A 14,790-nucleotide genomic window follows, 5' to 3' on the forward strand; every position below is an offset into this window, starting at 1 on the left:
TCCCCTAGCCGAGCTCTTGGTCCAGCAGCCGGAGGAGCTCCCCCGCTGAGGCGGATGTGATCTGGTCGACGAGGGCGGCCGGTGCCGCGCCGCCCGCCATCGTGCGGACGCGGCCCTGCACTTCGCCGAGCAGGGTGGACAGGGTGCTCCGGTCGTCGGCGTCGAGCCGGAGGAAGGCCTCCTCCAGCCGGGCGCCGAGCTGTTCGATCTCCTTGGCCAGGGAGTCGGCCGGGGACGGCGGGGCCCCGGCGCCGGGGGTCGCGGGGGTGAGGCCCGCGTGCAGGAACCGGGCGAGGGCGGCCGGGTTGGGGTGGTCGAAGACGAGGGTGGCGGGCAGCTTCAGGCCGGTGGCCGCCGACAGCTTGTTGCGCAGTTCCAGCGCCGTGAGCGAGTCGATCCCGAGCGTCTTGAACGCCACGACCGGTCCGATCCTGGCGGTGTCCCGGTGGCCGAGGACGAGGGCGGTGCGGGTGCGGACCTCGTCGAGGAGCAGCGCCTGCGCCTCGTCCGGCGCCAGCGCGGCCAGCCGTTGGGGCAGGTCCGGGCCGGTGGGCTGCGGGCCCGCCGGGGCGCCCGGGCCGCCCGGTGCGGCGGGGGCGGCGGGGGCGGCGGTGAGGCCGGCGAGGAGCGGTGAGGCCGCTCCGGGGGCCGCCGGGTCCAGCCGGGCCGGGACCAGGACCGGTTCGTCGTGCGGCGCGAGGGCGAGGTCGAAGAGGGCGAGCCCGTCCGGCGAGGCCAGCGGGAGCACGCCCTGCCGCCGCAGCCGTTCGACGTCGGCGTCGGCGAGTCCGGCGAGCATCTCGCTGCGGTCGGCCCACAGGCCCCAGCACAGCGAGGTGGCGGGCAGCCCCTCGGCCCGGCGGACCCGGGCGAGGCCGTCGAGGAAGCCGTTGGCCGCCGCGTAGTTGGCCTGGCCGGCCGTCCCGAGCACGCCGGCGACCGAGGAGAACAGCACGAAGGCGGACAGGTCCAGGTGCCGGGTCAGCTCGTGCAGGTGCCAGGCGCCGTGCGCCTTCGGGGCGAGGACGGTGTCCAGCCGGTCCCCGGTCAGCGTCTCCACGACCCCGTCGGCCAGTGTCCCCGCGCAGTGGACCACCGCGGTCAGCGGGTGCTCGGCGGGCACGGCGGCGAGGAGCCGGGCGACGGCCTCGCGGTCGGCGACGTCGCAGGCCGCGACCTCGACGTGGGCTCCGGCCGCGGTCAGTTCCGCGCGCAGCGCGGCCGCCGCCGGGCTCTGCGGGCCCCGCCGGCCGGCCAGGAGCAGCCGGCGCACGCCGTGCCGCTCCACGAGGTGCCGGGCCAGCTTCGCGCCCAGGCCGCCGGTGCCGCCCGTGATCAGGACGGTGCCGGAGCCGAGCGCGGGTACGCCGTCGTCCGGGCGGGGGGTGCGGGTGCGGGCCAGTCCCGGGACGGCGGCCTCGCCGGCCCGGATCCTGATCTGGGGCGCTCCGGAGGCGGCCGCCTCCGGGACGCGGGCCAGGGAGGCGGGCGTGCCGTCGGTGTCCACGAGGGTGAAGCGGCCGGGGTTCTCGGTCTGCGCGGTGCGCACGAAGCCCCAGACGGCGGCGGCGGCCGGGTCGGTGGGGCCGTCACCGTTGGCGTTCCGGGTGACGAGCACCAGGCGCGACCCGTCGAACCGCTCGTCGGCGAGCCAGTCGCGGGTGCGGCGCAGCAGGTGGTGGAGCGTCTCCGCGACACGCGCGGGGGTACCGGGTCCGGCCGCGGCCGGTCCGTCGGTGGTGGCGGGGGCGGTGGCGGTGATGACGAGTGGGGGTGTGGGGGTGTCGGAGGCGGCGAGGGCGGCCAGGTCGGGGTGGGGTTCGGCGGCGGCGTGGATGCCGTCCGGGTCGCCCAGCACCGCGTACCGCTCCGGGGCGGAGGGGAGCGCGAGGGGGGTCCAGTCCACCCGGAACAGGGAGTCGTGCGGGTCGAAGCCGAGCGCGGTCAGTTCCGCGGCGTCCACGGGCGCCAGGGTCAGCGCGTCGATGCCGCCCAGGGGGGTTCCGGCGGCGTCCGCGAGGGTCAGGGACACGGTGTCCTCCCCGGCGGGGGCCAGCCGCACGCGCAGCACGCCCGGTTCGGCGCGGCCGACGCGCAGGCCCGTGCAGCGCACGGGCAGCCGGGTCCCGGGCCGTGAGCCGTCGGCGGTCCCGGCGAAGGCGGCCGGGAGCAGCGCGGCGTGCAGCAGCGCCGGGTGGAGTCGGTAGCGGCCGGCCGCACCGTTGGCGGCGGGCACCTCCACCTCGGCGTAGAGGGCGTCTTCGGCGCGCCAGGCGGCGCGCAGGCCGCGGAAGAGGGGGCCGAGGTGGACGCCGAGACCGGACAGCCGGGCGTACTCCTCCTCGACGGGCACGGGGACCGCCCCGACGGGGGGCCATACGGCGGGCGCACCCTCGACACGGCCGGAGACGGGCGCACCCGCGACGGCACCGGAGGCGGCGGCATGCGCGGCAGCACTGGAGGCGGCCTCGGCTGCGGCGGCGCCCGCGACAGCGGCGGCGCCCGCGACAGCGCCGGCGGGCGTGATGGTGCCGGAGGCGTTGCGGGTCCAGGTGGGGGTGTCGGTGGGGCGGGAGTGGATGGTGAGGGTGCCGCGGTCGTCGGCGGTGACGCGGAGCTCGCGCTCGCCCGTGCGGGGCAGGACCAGCGGGGCTTCCAGGGTGAGTTCGGCGACGGACCCGCCGCCCGCGCGGTGGGCGGCCCAGAGTGCCAGTTCCAGCAGGACCGCGGCCGGCACCAGGGGGGTGCCGTGGACCACGTGGTCGGCGAGCCAGGGGTGGCGGGACAGGGACAGGCGCCCGCTGCCCGCCACGCCGCCGGGCAGGTCGACGACGGCGTCGAGCAGCGGGTGGTCGGAGGTGGCGGCGGCGGTGGTCTCGGCCGGGGTGTCCAGCCAGTAGCGCTGCCGCTGGAAGGCGTACGTGGGGAGTTCGGCCCACGGCCCGGCCCGGTCGGGGAAGGCGCTGCGCCAGGTCACGGGGGCGCCGACCACGAAGGCCTCGGCGGCCGACCGGTGGAAGCGGGCGAGGCCGCCCTCGCCGCGGCGCAGGGTGCCGACGGCGAGGGCGTCGGCGCCCGCGTCCTCCAGGGTCTGCTCCAGGCCGACCGTCAGCACCGGGTGGGCGGAGGCCTCGACGAAGAAGCGGAAGCCCTCGGCGGCCAGGGCGCGGACCGCCTCCTCGAAGCGGACCGTCCGGCGCAGGTTGGTGTACCAGTAGTCGGCGTCCAGGCCGGTGGTGTCCAGCCATCCGGCGGTGACCGTGGAGAAGAAGGGCACCTGCGCGGGGCGCGGCTCCAGACCCTCCAGGAGGCGCGCGAGTTCCCCGCGGACCTCTTCGACGTGCGCGGAGTGGGAGGCGTAGTCGACCGGGACGCGGCGGGCGCGGATGCCCTCGCCCTCGCAGGCGGCGAGCAGCGCGTCCAGTTCGGCCGCGTCGCCGGAGACCACCGCGGACGAGGGCCCGTTGACGGCCGCGACCGACAGCCCGCCGGTGAGGCGGGCGCGCACGGCCTCGGCCGGGAGTTCCACGGAGACCATGCCGCCGCGCCCGGACAGGGCCAGGATCGCGCGGGAGCGCAGCGCCACCACCTTGGCGGCGTCCTCGACCGTGAGGGCGCCCGCCACGCAGGCGGCGGCGATCTCCCCCTGCGAGTGGCCCACCACGGCGTCGGGCAGCACCCCGTACGAGCGCCACACCTCGGCCAGCGAGACCATCACGGCCCACAGCACGGGCTGGACGACGTCCACCCGCTGCAGGGCCGCCTCGTCCGCGAGGACCTCGGACAGGGACCAGTCCACGTACGGGGCGAGGGCGTCGGCGCACTCGCGCATCCGGCGGGCGAACACCGGTGAGGTGTCCCACAGTTCGCGGCCCATGCCGGCCCACTGGGAGCCCTGGCCGGGGAAGACGAACACGGTCCGGCCGGCGGGCCCGGCGACGCCGGACACCGCGCCGCCGTCGCCGTCGCCGGCCGGGGCGGCCGTGAGGGCGGTGAGGGCCGTGAGGAGGGCCTCGCGGCCGTCTCCGACGAGCACCTGGCGGTGGTCGAAGAGCGAGCGGGTCGCGGCCAGGGCGTGGCCCACCCCCTCGGCCGTCAGCTCCGGGCGGGCGGCGAGGTGTTCGCGCAGCCGCAGCGCCTGGTCCCGCAGGGCCTCGGGCGAGCGGGCGGACAGCACCCAGGGCACGGACGCGGCGGCGGGGGCGGGCTCGGACTCGGGGACGGCCTCCGCCTCGGGGGCCTGCTCCAGGATCAGGTGGGCGTTGGTGCCGCTGATCCCGAACGCGGACACCCCGGCCCGGCGGGGGCGGTCCTGCGCGGTGTGCCAGGGGCGGGGCTCGGTGAGCAGTGCGACGGCGCCGGCCGACCAGTCCACGTGCCGCGAGGGGCGGTCCACGTGCAGGGTCCCGGGCAGCACCCCGTGCCGCATCGCCATGATCATCTTGATGATGCCGCCCACGCCGGCGGCGGCCTGCGTGTGCCCGATGTTCGACTTCAGCGAACCCAGCCACAGCGGGCTGCCCGGCTCCCGGTCCTGCCCGTAGGCGGCGATCAGGGCCTCCGCCTCCAGGGGGTCGCCCAGGGTCGTGCCGGTGCCGTGCGCTTCCACCGCGTCGACGTCGGCGGCCGTCAGGCCGGCGTCGGCCAGGGCGGCGCGGACGACCTTCTCCTGTGCGAGGCCGTTGGGCGCGGTCAGCCCGTTGGAGGCTCCGTCCTGGTTGACGGCGGAGCCGCGGATCACGGCCAGGATCCGGCGCCCGTTGCGGCGCGCGTCCGAGAGGCGTTCGAGGACGAGCACGCCCGCGCCCTCGGAGAAGCCGGTGCCGTCGGCCGCGTCCGCGAAGGCCTTGCACCGGCCGTCGGCCGACAGGCCCCGCTGGCGGCCGAGTTCCACGAGCACGCCCGGGGTGGGCATCGTGGAGACCCCGCCGGCCAGCGCCAGGGAGCACTCACCGGAACGCAGGGACCGCACGGCCTGGTGGACGGCGACGAGCGAGGACGAGCAGGCCGTGTCCGTCGACACCGCGGGGCCCTCCAGGCCCAGGACGTACGCCACCCGGCCCGAGGCCACGCTGGTGTAGGTCCCGGCGAGGGCGTAGCCCTCCACCTCGCCCGCCGCCGCGCCGCCCATCCGGGGGCCGTAGTCGACGGAGTAGATCCCGGTGAACACCCCGGTGGCCGACCCGCGCAGTGCGGCGGGGTCGATGCCGGCCCGTTCCAGCGCCTCCCACGAGGTCTCCAGCATCAGCCGCTGCTGGGGGTCCATCGCCAGGGCCTCGCGCGGGCTGATGCCGAAGAACGGGGCGTCGAACTCGGCCAGCCCGGGCAGGAAGCCCCCGGCGCGCGCGTACGTCGTCCCCGGCGCCGCGGGGTCCTCGCCGTACAGCGCCTCCAGGTCCCAGCCGCGGTCCCGCGGGAACTCCCCCATCGCGTCCACGCCGTCGCGGACGAGGTCCCAGAGCGCTTCGGGGGAGTCCGCCCCGCCGGGGAAGCGGCAGCCCGCGCCCACGACCGCGATGGGCTCGCGCGCGGACTCCTCCAGCGCGCGCACCCGCTCGCGCAGCTCCTGCGCGTCGCCGACGGCGCGTCGCAAGTAGGACCGGAGCTTGTCGACATCCTCCACCAGGGCCTCCCCCAAACCGTTGTTCAGCAGTACCGGTGCGGCTACAGGTAGCCGCGGTCGATCAGCGCGTACAGGTCGTCCAGGTCGTCGTCGCCGGGGCCGCCGTCCGGGCCGGCCTCCTCCGCCGCCGTCCCGCCTCCGGGCTCTGCGCGCCCCTCGCGTCCCTCGCGCACCTCGGGCGCCCCGGGCGCTTCCGGCTGCTCCGGCGGCTCGGGGGCGAGGAGGGAGAAGAGGTGGCGGGCGAGGTCGCGCGGGGTGGGGTGGGTGAAGGCGACGGTGGCCGGGAGGCGTACCCCGGCCGCGGCCGCGAGCCGGTTGCGCAGGGCCACCGCCGTCGCGGACTCGAACCCCAGGTCCTTGAAGGTGTCGCCCGCCCTCGCGGCGAGCGCGGCGCCCGTCAGGTCCGTGCCCCGGGCGGCGCTCAGCAGGGCCGCCGCCTCGGCGCACACCAGGATGAGGACGGCCGCTTCCGTGGCCGGGGCCGCCGCCGCCGCGCCGCCCGAGCCGGGTCCGTCGGCGCCGGTCTCCTCCCCGGGTGCGGTCAGCCAGTACGGCCGGCGCCGGAACGGGTAGGTGGGCAGGGCGATCCGGCGCGGCGACCCCGCGCCGAACACCGCCTCCCAGTCGGCCGGGACACCGTGTACGTGCAGCTGGGCCAGGGACTCCAGGACCTTGCCCGTGCTCCCGTCGTGCTTGTTCAGGGTGCCGGCCACCACCGGCGAGGCCCCGGCCGCCTCGGCGGTCTCCTCGATCGCCACCTGGAGGACGGGATGCGGGCTGATCTCGACGAAGGTGGTGTGCCCCCGCGCGATCAGGCTCCTGGTGGCGGCCTCGAACCGGACGGTGTGCCGCAGGTTGCGGAACCAGTACGCGGCGTCCAGCTCCGCCGGGTCCACGGGGCCGCCGGTGACCGTGGAGTGGATCGCCGCGGTCGCGGGCAGCGGGGTGATCCGGCCCAGTCCCCCGGTCAGTTCGGCCTCGAACCGGTCCAGCATCGGCGAGTGGCCCGGCACGGTGGACTTGATCAGCCGGGCGCGGACGCCCTCGGCCTCGCAGGCCGCGACCAGTTCCCGGACCGCCTGCGTCTCACCGGAGACGGTGGTGGAGTTGGGGCCGTTGACGGCGGCGATCCCGAGCCGGCCGCCCCACCGCCCCAGCAGTTCCCGCACCCGGTCTTCGGGCAGCAGGAGCCCGGCCATGGCGCCCTGCCCGGCCACCTCGGCCAGCAGCCGCGAGCGCAGGGCCACGATCCGGGCCGCGTCCTCCAGCGTCAGGGCGCCCGCGATGTGCGCGGCGGCGATCTCCCCCTGGGAGTGGCCGATGACCGCGTCGGGGGTGACGCCCAGCGAGCCCCACACCCGGGCCAGGGACACCAGCATGGCGAACAGCGCCGGCTGGACGACCTCGATCCGCTCCAGCTCCGCGGCCGGCGCCGCGCCGGTCAGCACGTCCACCAGCGACCAGTCCACGTGCGGTGCCAGGGCCCGCGCGCAGGCGTCGACCGAGTGCGCGAAGACCTCCGACTCCGCGTACAGCCGGGCGCCCATGCCCGGCCACTGCGAGCCCTGGCCGGGGAAGACGAAGACCACCGGGCCCGCCGGGCGTCCGGCCGTCCCGCGCACCACGCGCGCCGGGTCGCCGCCCGCGGCGAACAGGGCAAGCGCGTCCAGGGCCTCGTCGCGGCCGGCGCCCAGGACCACCGCCCGGTGCTCGAACCGCGTCCGTGTCGTGGCCAGGGAGTGGCCGACGTCGGCCGGGGAGAGCGAGGGGTCGGCGGCCACGAGGTCCCGCAGCCGGGCCGCCTGCTCCCGCAGGGCGGGCTCCGAGCGGGCGGAGAGCACCCACGGCAGCACGCGGGGGGCCGGGGCGGCGTCGGCGGCCGGGCGGGACGGGGTGTCGGGCGCCTGCTCCAGGATGACGTGCGCGTTGGTGCCGCCCATGCCGAACGCCGACACCCCCGCCCGGCGCGGCCGGCCGGGCGTCCGCGGCCAGGGGCGGGCGGCCCGCAGCACCTCGAAGTGCTCGTGGAAGTCCTCGATGGCGGGGTTCGGGGAGCGGAAGCCCAGGCTGGGCACGAGGTGGGCGCGGTCCAGGCAGAGGGCCGCCTTCACGAAGCCGGTGATCCCGGCGGCCGGCTCCAGGTGGCCGACGTTGGTCTTCACCGAGCCGATCACCAGGGGGCGGCTGCGGCCCGTCTCCCGGAACACCTCGCGCAGGCCGGCCGCCTCGGCCGGGTCGCCCATGCGGGTGCCGGTGCCGTGGGCCTCGACGTAGTCGACGGTGTCGAAGGGGACGTCCGCGCGGGCCAGGGCGGCCCGGACGGCGGCGGCCTGCCCGGCGGGGCTGGGGTCGGGCATCCGGGTGGAGGCCCCGCCGCTGCCGACGCCCCAGCCGCGGACCACGGCGTAGACGTGGTCGCCGTCGGCGAGGGCCAGGTCGAGCCGCTTGAGCAGGACGAACGCCCCACCTTCGCCGCGGGCGAAGCCGTTGGCCCGGGCGTCGAAGGTGAAGCAGCGGCCGTCGGGCGAGAGGGCGCCCAGGTTGGCGAGGGCCGCTCCGGCCTCCGGGTCGGCGATCAGGTGGACGCCGCCCGCGAGGGCCGCGTCGACGGCGCCGGCGCGGATCCGGTCACAGGCCAGGGCCAGTGCCACCAGGGAGGAGGACTGGCCGGAGTCCGCGCAGTAGCTCATGCCGCGGACGTCGAACAGGGCGGAGATCCGGTTGGCGATCATCGCCCCGTTGGCGCCGATGGCGGCGTAGTGGTCGTCCCGGTCGCTGCCGGAGAGCCTGCGCAGCACGTCGTACCCCGACGGGGCGGTGCCGACGACGACGTCGATCTCGCGGCCGGCGAGGGTGTCCGCCGGGATCCCGGCGTCCTCGACGGCCTCCCAGGCGAGTTCCAGCCCGAGCCGCTGCACGGGGTCCATGGCGGCGGCCTCGGCCGCTCCGGTGCCGAAGAAGGCGGCGTCGAACCCGTCGATGGAGTCGAGGAAGGAGCCCCGCTCCAGGAGGGCCGCGTCCGGGTGGGAGCCGCGGCCGGGGCCGGCCGGCCGGGAGGACGGGAAGGCGGCGACGGTCGACTCCCCGTCGCGCAGGAGGCGCCAGAAGGCCTCCGGGCCGTTCACGCCGGGGAACCGGCACGACATCCCGACGACGGCGATGTCGGCGGCTGCGCCTTTCATGGACGTTCCCTTCGGGTTCTCCCGGCGGATCGCCGGGGTGAGCGGGGACGGGCGGGGGTCAGCTCCAGTGGGACGGGGACAGAGCGGCCAGCAGGTCGCCGGGCGCGTCCATGAAGCCGTAGTGGCCGCCGCCGACCACCCGGAACTCGACCCGGTCCGCGTACCGGCGCCATCCTTCGAGGTCCTCGGGGCTCACGTCGGTGTCCTCGCGCCAGTGCAGGACGACGACGGGGCAGTCCACCGGGGCGGCCTCGGTCCGCCGGTAGGCGCCCGCGGCGGCGTGGTCGCGCAGCAGGACGAACATGCCCAGGTCGATCATGTCGGGGCGGGGTTCGACGCCGCGGCCGCGGACGAACGCCTCCAGCTCGGCGCGCAGCTGCGGCTCGGTCAGGCCGAGCATCCGGTCGCGGGCGGCGTCGTGCGGGGCGGGCTGGCCCGACACGAACAGGCACCGCGGGCCGGGCAGGCCGCGCTCGGCGATCCGGAGCACCGTCTCGTAGGCGGGGATCGCCCCGGCGCAGTGCGCGAAGAGCGCGTACGGCCGGTCGAGGAGCGGGGCCAGCTGTTCGACGAGGCTGTCGGCGAGCTCCTCGTAGGTGCCGTAGTGCGGGTGCGCCAGCCGGTTCTCGCGGCCGGGGAACTGCACGGGGCAGACCTCGGCGCCGTCGATGTCGGCGGGCCAGGCGCTGAAGGCCGAGGCCCCGGAGCCGGAGAAGGGCAGGCAGAACAGCCGGGCGGCGGCGTCTTCGGCGGGCGGCCGGACGAACCACGGCGAGGGGGCGGTGGGGGTGCCGGTGGTCATGGGGTCCGCCGTTTCTTGCCGACGAGGGGCAGGTGGGTCATTCCGGCGATGAAGTACGAGCGCAGGTGCTGCGGTTCACCGGCGGGTTCGAGGGACTCGAAGCGGGCGAGCAGTTCCTCGAAGAAGACCCGCAGGGTCATCCGGGCGAGGGGGGCGCCGATGCAGAAGTGCGGGCCGAAGCCGAAGGCGCCGTGGCGTTTGGCGCCGGCCCGGGTGAGGTCGAAGGTGTGCGGGTCGGGGAAGACGGACGCGTCCCGGTTGCCGGAGCCGATCCAGGCCACGACCGCGCCGCCCGCCGGGACGGTGCCGCCGGCGATCTCGACGTCGTCCACCGCGTACCGCATGAAGTTGCAGGCGGCCGAGGTCCAGCGCAGGCCCTCCTCGACGAGGTTGGGGACCAGCGTGGGGTCGGCCGCCGCCTTGGCGTACTGCTCGGGGCGCTCCATGAGCGCGTCGACCGTGCCGGAGACGGTGTGCGGGGTGGTGACGTTGGCGCCCAGCAGGATGCTGTAGCCGTCGAGGGCGACCTCCTCGTCGGACAGCGGCTCTCCGCCGGGGCGGACGCTCGTGAGGTGGTGGAGCAGGCTCTCGTCCTCCTCGCCGGAGGCCCGATGGGTCCTGGCCCAGTCCCGGACGTAGGTGAGGAGTTCGTGGTGGGAGATGGCCAGGGTGGCGGCCTCGCTGCCGAGGAGGAAGTGCGGGTCGGAAGGGGCCGTCACCATGGCGGTGAGCCGGACGAGCTCCTCCCAGTCCTTCTCGGGGATGCCGAGCAGCGGGCCGGTGACCAGCGCGGGCAGCAGCAGGGCCTGCTCGGCGAGGTCGAAGACGGCGCCGTCGAGGGCGGGTTCGAGGAAGCGCACGACCGTGGCGCGGATCCGGTCCTCCCAGACCTGGACGGCGCGGGCGGTGAGCTTGGAGCCGAGCGGGCGGCGGACCTCGGTGTGCCGCGGCGGGTCGGTGGAGGTCATCAGCACGCCGGCGGCGGGGTCGTCCGTTCCGAGGTGGGTGGGGACGGTGCCGCGTTCGGAGGTGAACTCGCGGTGGTCGGACAGGACCCGGCGGACGTCCTCGTAGCGGGTCACCGACCAGAACTCCCGGCCGTCCGGCAGGACCTGGTGGTGCAGGGGGGCCTCGGCCCGCATCACGTCCCAGACCGGGTGGGGGTCGCCGGAGGTGTAGAGGTCCAGGTCGAACAGGTCGAGGCCGGCGAGGTCGATCTCGCGGGCGGGACCCGGCGTGAGCCTCACGCCCCGGTCCTGCCCTGCTCGATCAGCTCGGCGACCCGGGCGGGGGTCTGCGCCAGGTAGAAGTCGCGCACGGACAGCTGGACGCCGTACTGCTCCGACACCCGCTCGATGATCTTGATGCCGCTCAGCGAATTGCCGCCGATCGCGAAGAAGTCGTCGTCCACACCGACCGCGCGGCCGCCCAGGTGCTGTCCCCAGAGCTCCGCGATTTCCTGTCCCAACGATCCCATTGCCCGTCTGTCCTTCCTCCGCCGGCCGGGGGTCCCCCGGCCGCGCCGTCCCGCCGGCGAGACACTTCCTCGAACGGCCGGACCGAGTCTCGCGTGGATGTCCGTCCGCCCACACCGCTTCGGCGGTGTCCCGGCGCTCGCCGGCCGGTGGGGTTGAGAGTGCGCCGGGGGTCCGTCTCCCGGGGACCGTCCCGCCGGCGGGACGGCGGAAGTCCGCCCACGGGTTGCCCCGCCCCGGCAGTGGCGTTCCTTGACCGGCTGATTCGCGTTCAGTGAACGTGAAGGTGATTCAACGTCGTTAGAGGCGCAGTCGAACGAGGGGGAACGACGTGGGGCATAAGGGTACGGACGCGGACGTCATCGTCGCGGGCGCGGGGCCGACCGGCCTGATGCTCGCCTGCGAGCTGCGGCTGGCGGGCGTGGACGTGGTGGTGGTGGAGCGGCTCCCGGAGCGCACGGGTGAGTCCCGGGCCGGCGGGATCCACTCGCGGACCCTGGAGGTGCTCGACCAGCGCGGGGTCCTGGACCGCTTCCTGGCGGAGGGCGAACCGCAGCCGGTCGGGCATTTCTCCGGTCTGTATCTGGACTTCGACGAGTCGGAGTCGAGGCACCCCTATCCGCTGATGATCCTGCAGTCGGCCGTGGAGCGGCTGCTGGAGGAGTGGGCCGGCGAGCTCGGCGTGCGGGTGCGCCGGTCGGCCGCGGTGAGCGCGGTCGGCCAGGACGCGGACGGGGTGACGGTCGGACTGGACACGGCCGACGGGCCGGCGGAGCTGCGCGCGCGCTACCTGGTGGGCTGCGACGGCGGGCGCAGCGCGGTGCGCAAGCTGGCGGGCATCGGCTTCCCGGGCACCGAGGCGACGATGACGGCGCTGATCGGGGACGTGGAACTGCCGGGTCTGCCGGAGGACTACGTGTGGGTGCGGCGCACCCCGGGCGGCGACTACTCGGCGATCGCCTTCGAGCCGGGCTGGTACCGGGTGATCACCTCCGAGTACGACCGGGTCGCGGACCGCGACGCGCCGGCGACGTTCGAGCAGCTGCGGGAGTCCCTGGTCAGGGTGGCGGGCACCGATTTCGGCATGCGCGCCCCCCGCTGGGTGTCGCGGTTCAACGACGCCGCGCGGCAGGCCGACCGGTACCGGGCGGGGCGGGTGCTGCTGGCGGGGGACGCCGCGCACATCCATTTCCCGGCCGGCGGGCAGGGGCTGAACATGGGCGTGCAGGACGCGGTGAACCTGGGCTGGAAGCTGGCCTCGGTGGTCCGGGGCGACGCGCCGGAGACCCTGCTGGACAGCTACCACGACGAGCGCCACCCGGTCGGGGAGCGCGTGCTGCACAACACCCGGGCGCAGGCGGCCCTGGCCCGTCCCGGGGCGGCGACGGACGCGCTGCGCGAGGTGTTCGGCTCGCTGATGGTCTTCGACGACGTCAACCGGGTGCTGCGGCACATGCTGACCGCGCTGGACGTCCGCTACCCGGTCGACGGCGACCACCCGATGGAGGGCCGCCGGGTCTTCGACGCCGACCTGAAGACGGACGAGGGCGTCGTCGGCGTCTACCGGCTGCTGCACGGTGCCCGGCCGGTCCTGCTCGACCTGTCCGGCGGCGCGGAGCTCGCCGCGGTCGCCGCGGGCTGGGCCGGCCGCGTCGACCTGGTCGCGGCGCGCGCGGAGGACGAGCTGTGGCCCGTTCCGCCGGTCGGCGAGGTGCCCGCTCCGGCGGCGCTGCTGATCCGGCCCGACGGGCACGTGGCCTGGGCGGCGGAGGCCGGCGGCGAGCCGGACACGGCCGCGCTCCGGGCGGCCCTGACCACCTGGTTCGGTCCGGCCCGGGTGGGGTGAGGCGCCCTTCCCCGGGAACGCGTACGGCGGCCGCCGGGACCCTGTCGGGGTCCCGGCGGCCGCCGTCGTGGTGGCGGCGCTCAGGCCGGGCTCACGCCCGCTTCTTGAACGTGGAGACCGCCCAGATGTAGCCGAGGAGGGCGAGGCCCACGCACCAGGCGACGGCCGCGAGGGCGTCGCCGCCCGAGGGGTGGCCGTTCAGCAGCCCGCGCAGGGTCTCGATGATCGGGGTGAAGGGCTGGTATTCGGCGAACTGCCGGATGCCGGTGCCCATGGTCTCCGCGGGAACGAACGCGGTGCTCAGGAACGGCAGCATGATCAGCGGCACGGTGGCCAGGCCCGCGGACTCCACGGTCTTGGCGGCCAGGCCCGTGGCGACGGTCAGCCAGCCGGCAGCGAAGCTCAGCAGGATGACCACGCCGACGACGCCGAGCCAGTCCAGGGCGCTCGCGGCCGGGTCGAAGCCCATGGCGAAGGCCACGCCGACGATGGCCGCGCAGGCCACGAGGCAGCGCACCGAGGTGATGACGACGTGGCCGGTCAGCATGGCGCCCCGCGAGACGTCCATGGTCTTGAACCGGTTGATGATGCCCTTGGTCATGTCGTCGTTCACCGCCGTGGCGGTGGCGCCCAGCCCGTAGCTGATGGCCATCACGAGGAGGCCGGGCGTGGCGTAGTCGACGTAGTCCTCGCCGACGCTGAAGGCGCCGCCGAACACCCCGACGAACATGAGCATGATGATGATGGGGAAGAGCACCGCGTTGAAGACCGTGACGGGGTTGCGCACGGTGTGCTTCAGGTTGCGGCGCAGCATGATCGCCGAGTCGGCCAACGGCGTCGAGACCGTGCTCACTGTGCGATCGCCTCCTTGCTGGTGTTCTGGACGCCCGCCGACTGGTCGGTCAGGGCGAGGAAGACGTCGTCGAGGTCGGGGCGCTGCACCGAGAACTCCTCGGCGTCGAGCCCGTGGGCGTCGAGCCGGTCCAGCAGGGCCCGCACGGAGCGGGTCCCGCCGTCGCCGGGCACGCTCAGGGTCAGCTCCTCGTCGTCGCGGGTGGCCTCCGGGAGGACCCGGGCCGCGGCGTCGAGTCCAGCGAGGTCGGCGAAGCGGAACCGGACGTGGGTGCCCGGGATCTGGCGCTTGAGCTCCTCGGGGGTGCCCTGGGCGACCAGGCGGCCCTGGTTGAGGACCGCGATCCGGTCGGCGAGCTGGTCGGCCTCCTCCAGGTACTGGGTGGTGAGGAAGATGGTGGCGCCCTCGGCGACCAGTTCGCGGACGATGCCCCACATGGTGCGCCGGCTGCGCGGGTCGAGGCCCGTCGTCGGCTCGTCCAGGAAGATCACCTGCGGCTTGCCGACCAGGGTCATCGCCAGGTCCAGCTTGCGGCGCATGCCGCCGGAGTAGGTGGACGCCTGCTTGTCCGCGGACTCCGCCAGGTCGAAGCGCTCCAGCAGCCCGGTGACCAGGCTGCCGCCGTCGCGCACGCGCTTCAGGTCCGCCATCAGCTGCAGGTTCTCACGGCCCGTCAGCAGTTCGTCGACCGCGGCGAACTGGCCGGTCACGCCGATGGCGCCGCGCACCTGCCGGGTCTCGGCGGCCACGTCGTACCCGGCGACCCGCACCGTGCCGGCGTCGGCCTTCATCAACGTCGTCAGGACGTTGACCGTCGTCGTCTTGCCCGCCCCGTTGGGGCCGAGCAGGGAGAAGACCGATCCCGCGGCGACGTCGAAGTCGATGCCGTCGAGCACGACCTTGTCACCGTATGCCTTACGCAGCCCTGAAACTGCGATCGCTGAGCTTCTCATGCCTCCACTTTCCTCTTCGGCCCTGTCATCGACCTGTCACGCCGCTGACACGGCGC

At 75.6% G+C, this 14,790-nt stretch carries 7 protein-coding genes and 1 pseudogene; 1 reads left to right on the top strand and 7 read right to left on the bottom strand.

Going from position 1 to position 14,790, the window contains the following annotated elements; all coding sequences use genetic code 11:
* Positions 1 to 4 precede the first annotated feature (4 nt).
* From ACFY0O_RS31570 to ACFY0O_RS31590, 5 genes and pseudogenes are all read right to left on the bottom strand, one after another.
* Positions 5 to 5,602, bottom strand: a pseudogene (locus ACFY0O_RS31570) (SDR family NAD(P)-dependent oxidoreductase); the annotation flags it as partial.
* 62 nt (positions 5,603 to 5,664) lie between these two features.
* Positions 5,665 to 8,805 (bottom strand): type I polyketide synthase, encoded by a 3,141-nt coding sequence (locus tag ACFY0O_RS31575; protein WP_388953001.1) that lies wholly within the window; start codon positions 8,803 to 8,805, stop codon positions 5,665 to 5,667.
* 58 nt (positions 8,806 to 8,863) lie between these two features.
* Positions 8,864 to 9,607 (bottom strand): thioesterase II family protein, encoded by a 744-nt coding sequence (locus ACFY0O_RS31580; protein WP_388953003.1) that lies wholly within the window; start codon positions 9,605 to 9,607, stop codon positions 8,864 to 8,866.
* Positions 9,604 to 10,854 (bottom strand): cytochrome P450, encoded by a 1,251-nt coding sequence (locus ACFY0O_RS31585; RefSeq protein WP_388953005.1) that lies wholly within the window; start codon positions 10,852 to 10,854, stop codon positions 9,604 to 9,606. The genes ACFY0O_RS31580 and ACFY0O_RS31585 overlap by 4 nt, the downstream gene beginning before the upstream one ends.
* Positions 10,851 to 11,084, bottom strand: coding sequence for a phosphopantetheine-binding protein (locus tag ACFY0O_RS31590; protein ID WP_358893396.1), 234 nt, complete (start codon positions 11,082 to 11,084; stop codon positions 10,851 to 10,853). The genes ACFY0O_RS31585 and ACFY0O_RS31590 overlap by 4 nt, the downstream gene beginning before the upstream one ends.
* Before the next feature lie 329 nt (positions 11,085 to 11,413).
* Here ACFY0O_RS31590 and ACFY0O_RS31595 point away from each other — a divergent pair, with 329 nt between their 5' ends.
* On the top strand, positions 11,414 to 12,928 hold the full coding sequence (locus ACFY0O_RS31595) for an FAD-dependent monooxygenase (RefSeq protein ID WP_388953008.1): 1,515 nt from the start codon (positions 11,414 to 11,416) through the stop codon (positions 12,926 to 12,928).
* A 91-nt stretch (positions 12,929 to 13,019) separates the two neighbouring features.
* Here the strand turns inward: ACFY0O_RS31595 and ACFY0O_RS31600 are convergent, their stop codons facing one another.
* Together ACFY0O_RS31600 and ACFY0O_RS31605 are read right to left on the bottom strand one after the other, a co-directional pair.
* Positions 13,020 to 13,781: an ABC transporter permease gene (locus tag ACFY0O_RS31600; protein ID WP_388953011.1), complete on the bottom strand. Its 762-nt coding sequence runs from the start codon at positions 13,779 to 13,781 to the stop codon at positions 13,020 to 13,022.
* Positions 13,778 to 14,734, bottom strand: a complete 957-nt coding sequence (locus tag ACFY0O_RS31605; protein WP_388953014.1) for an ATP-binding cassette domain-containing protein — start codon at positions 14,732 to 14,734, stop codon at positions 13,778 to 13,780. The genes ACFY0O_RS31600 and ACFY0O_RS31605 overlap by 4 nt, the downstream gene beginning before the upstream one ends.
* Positions 14,735 to 14,790 lie beyond the last annotated feature (56 nt).

Source organism: Streptomyces sp. NPDC001594 (assembly GCF_042893675.1).
GTDB lineage: Bacteria > Actinomycetota > Actinomycetes > Streptomycetales > Streptomycetaceae > Streptomyces.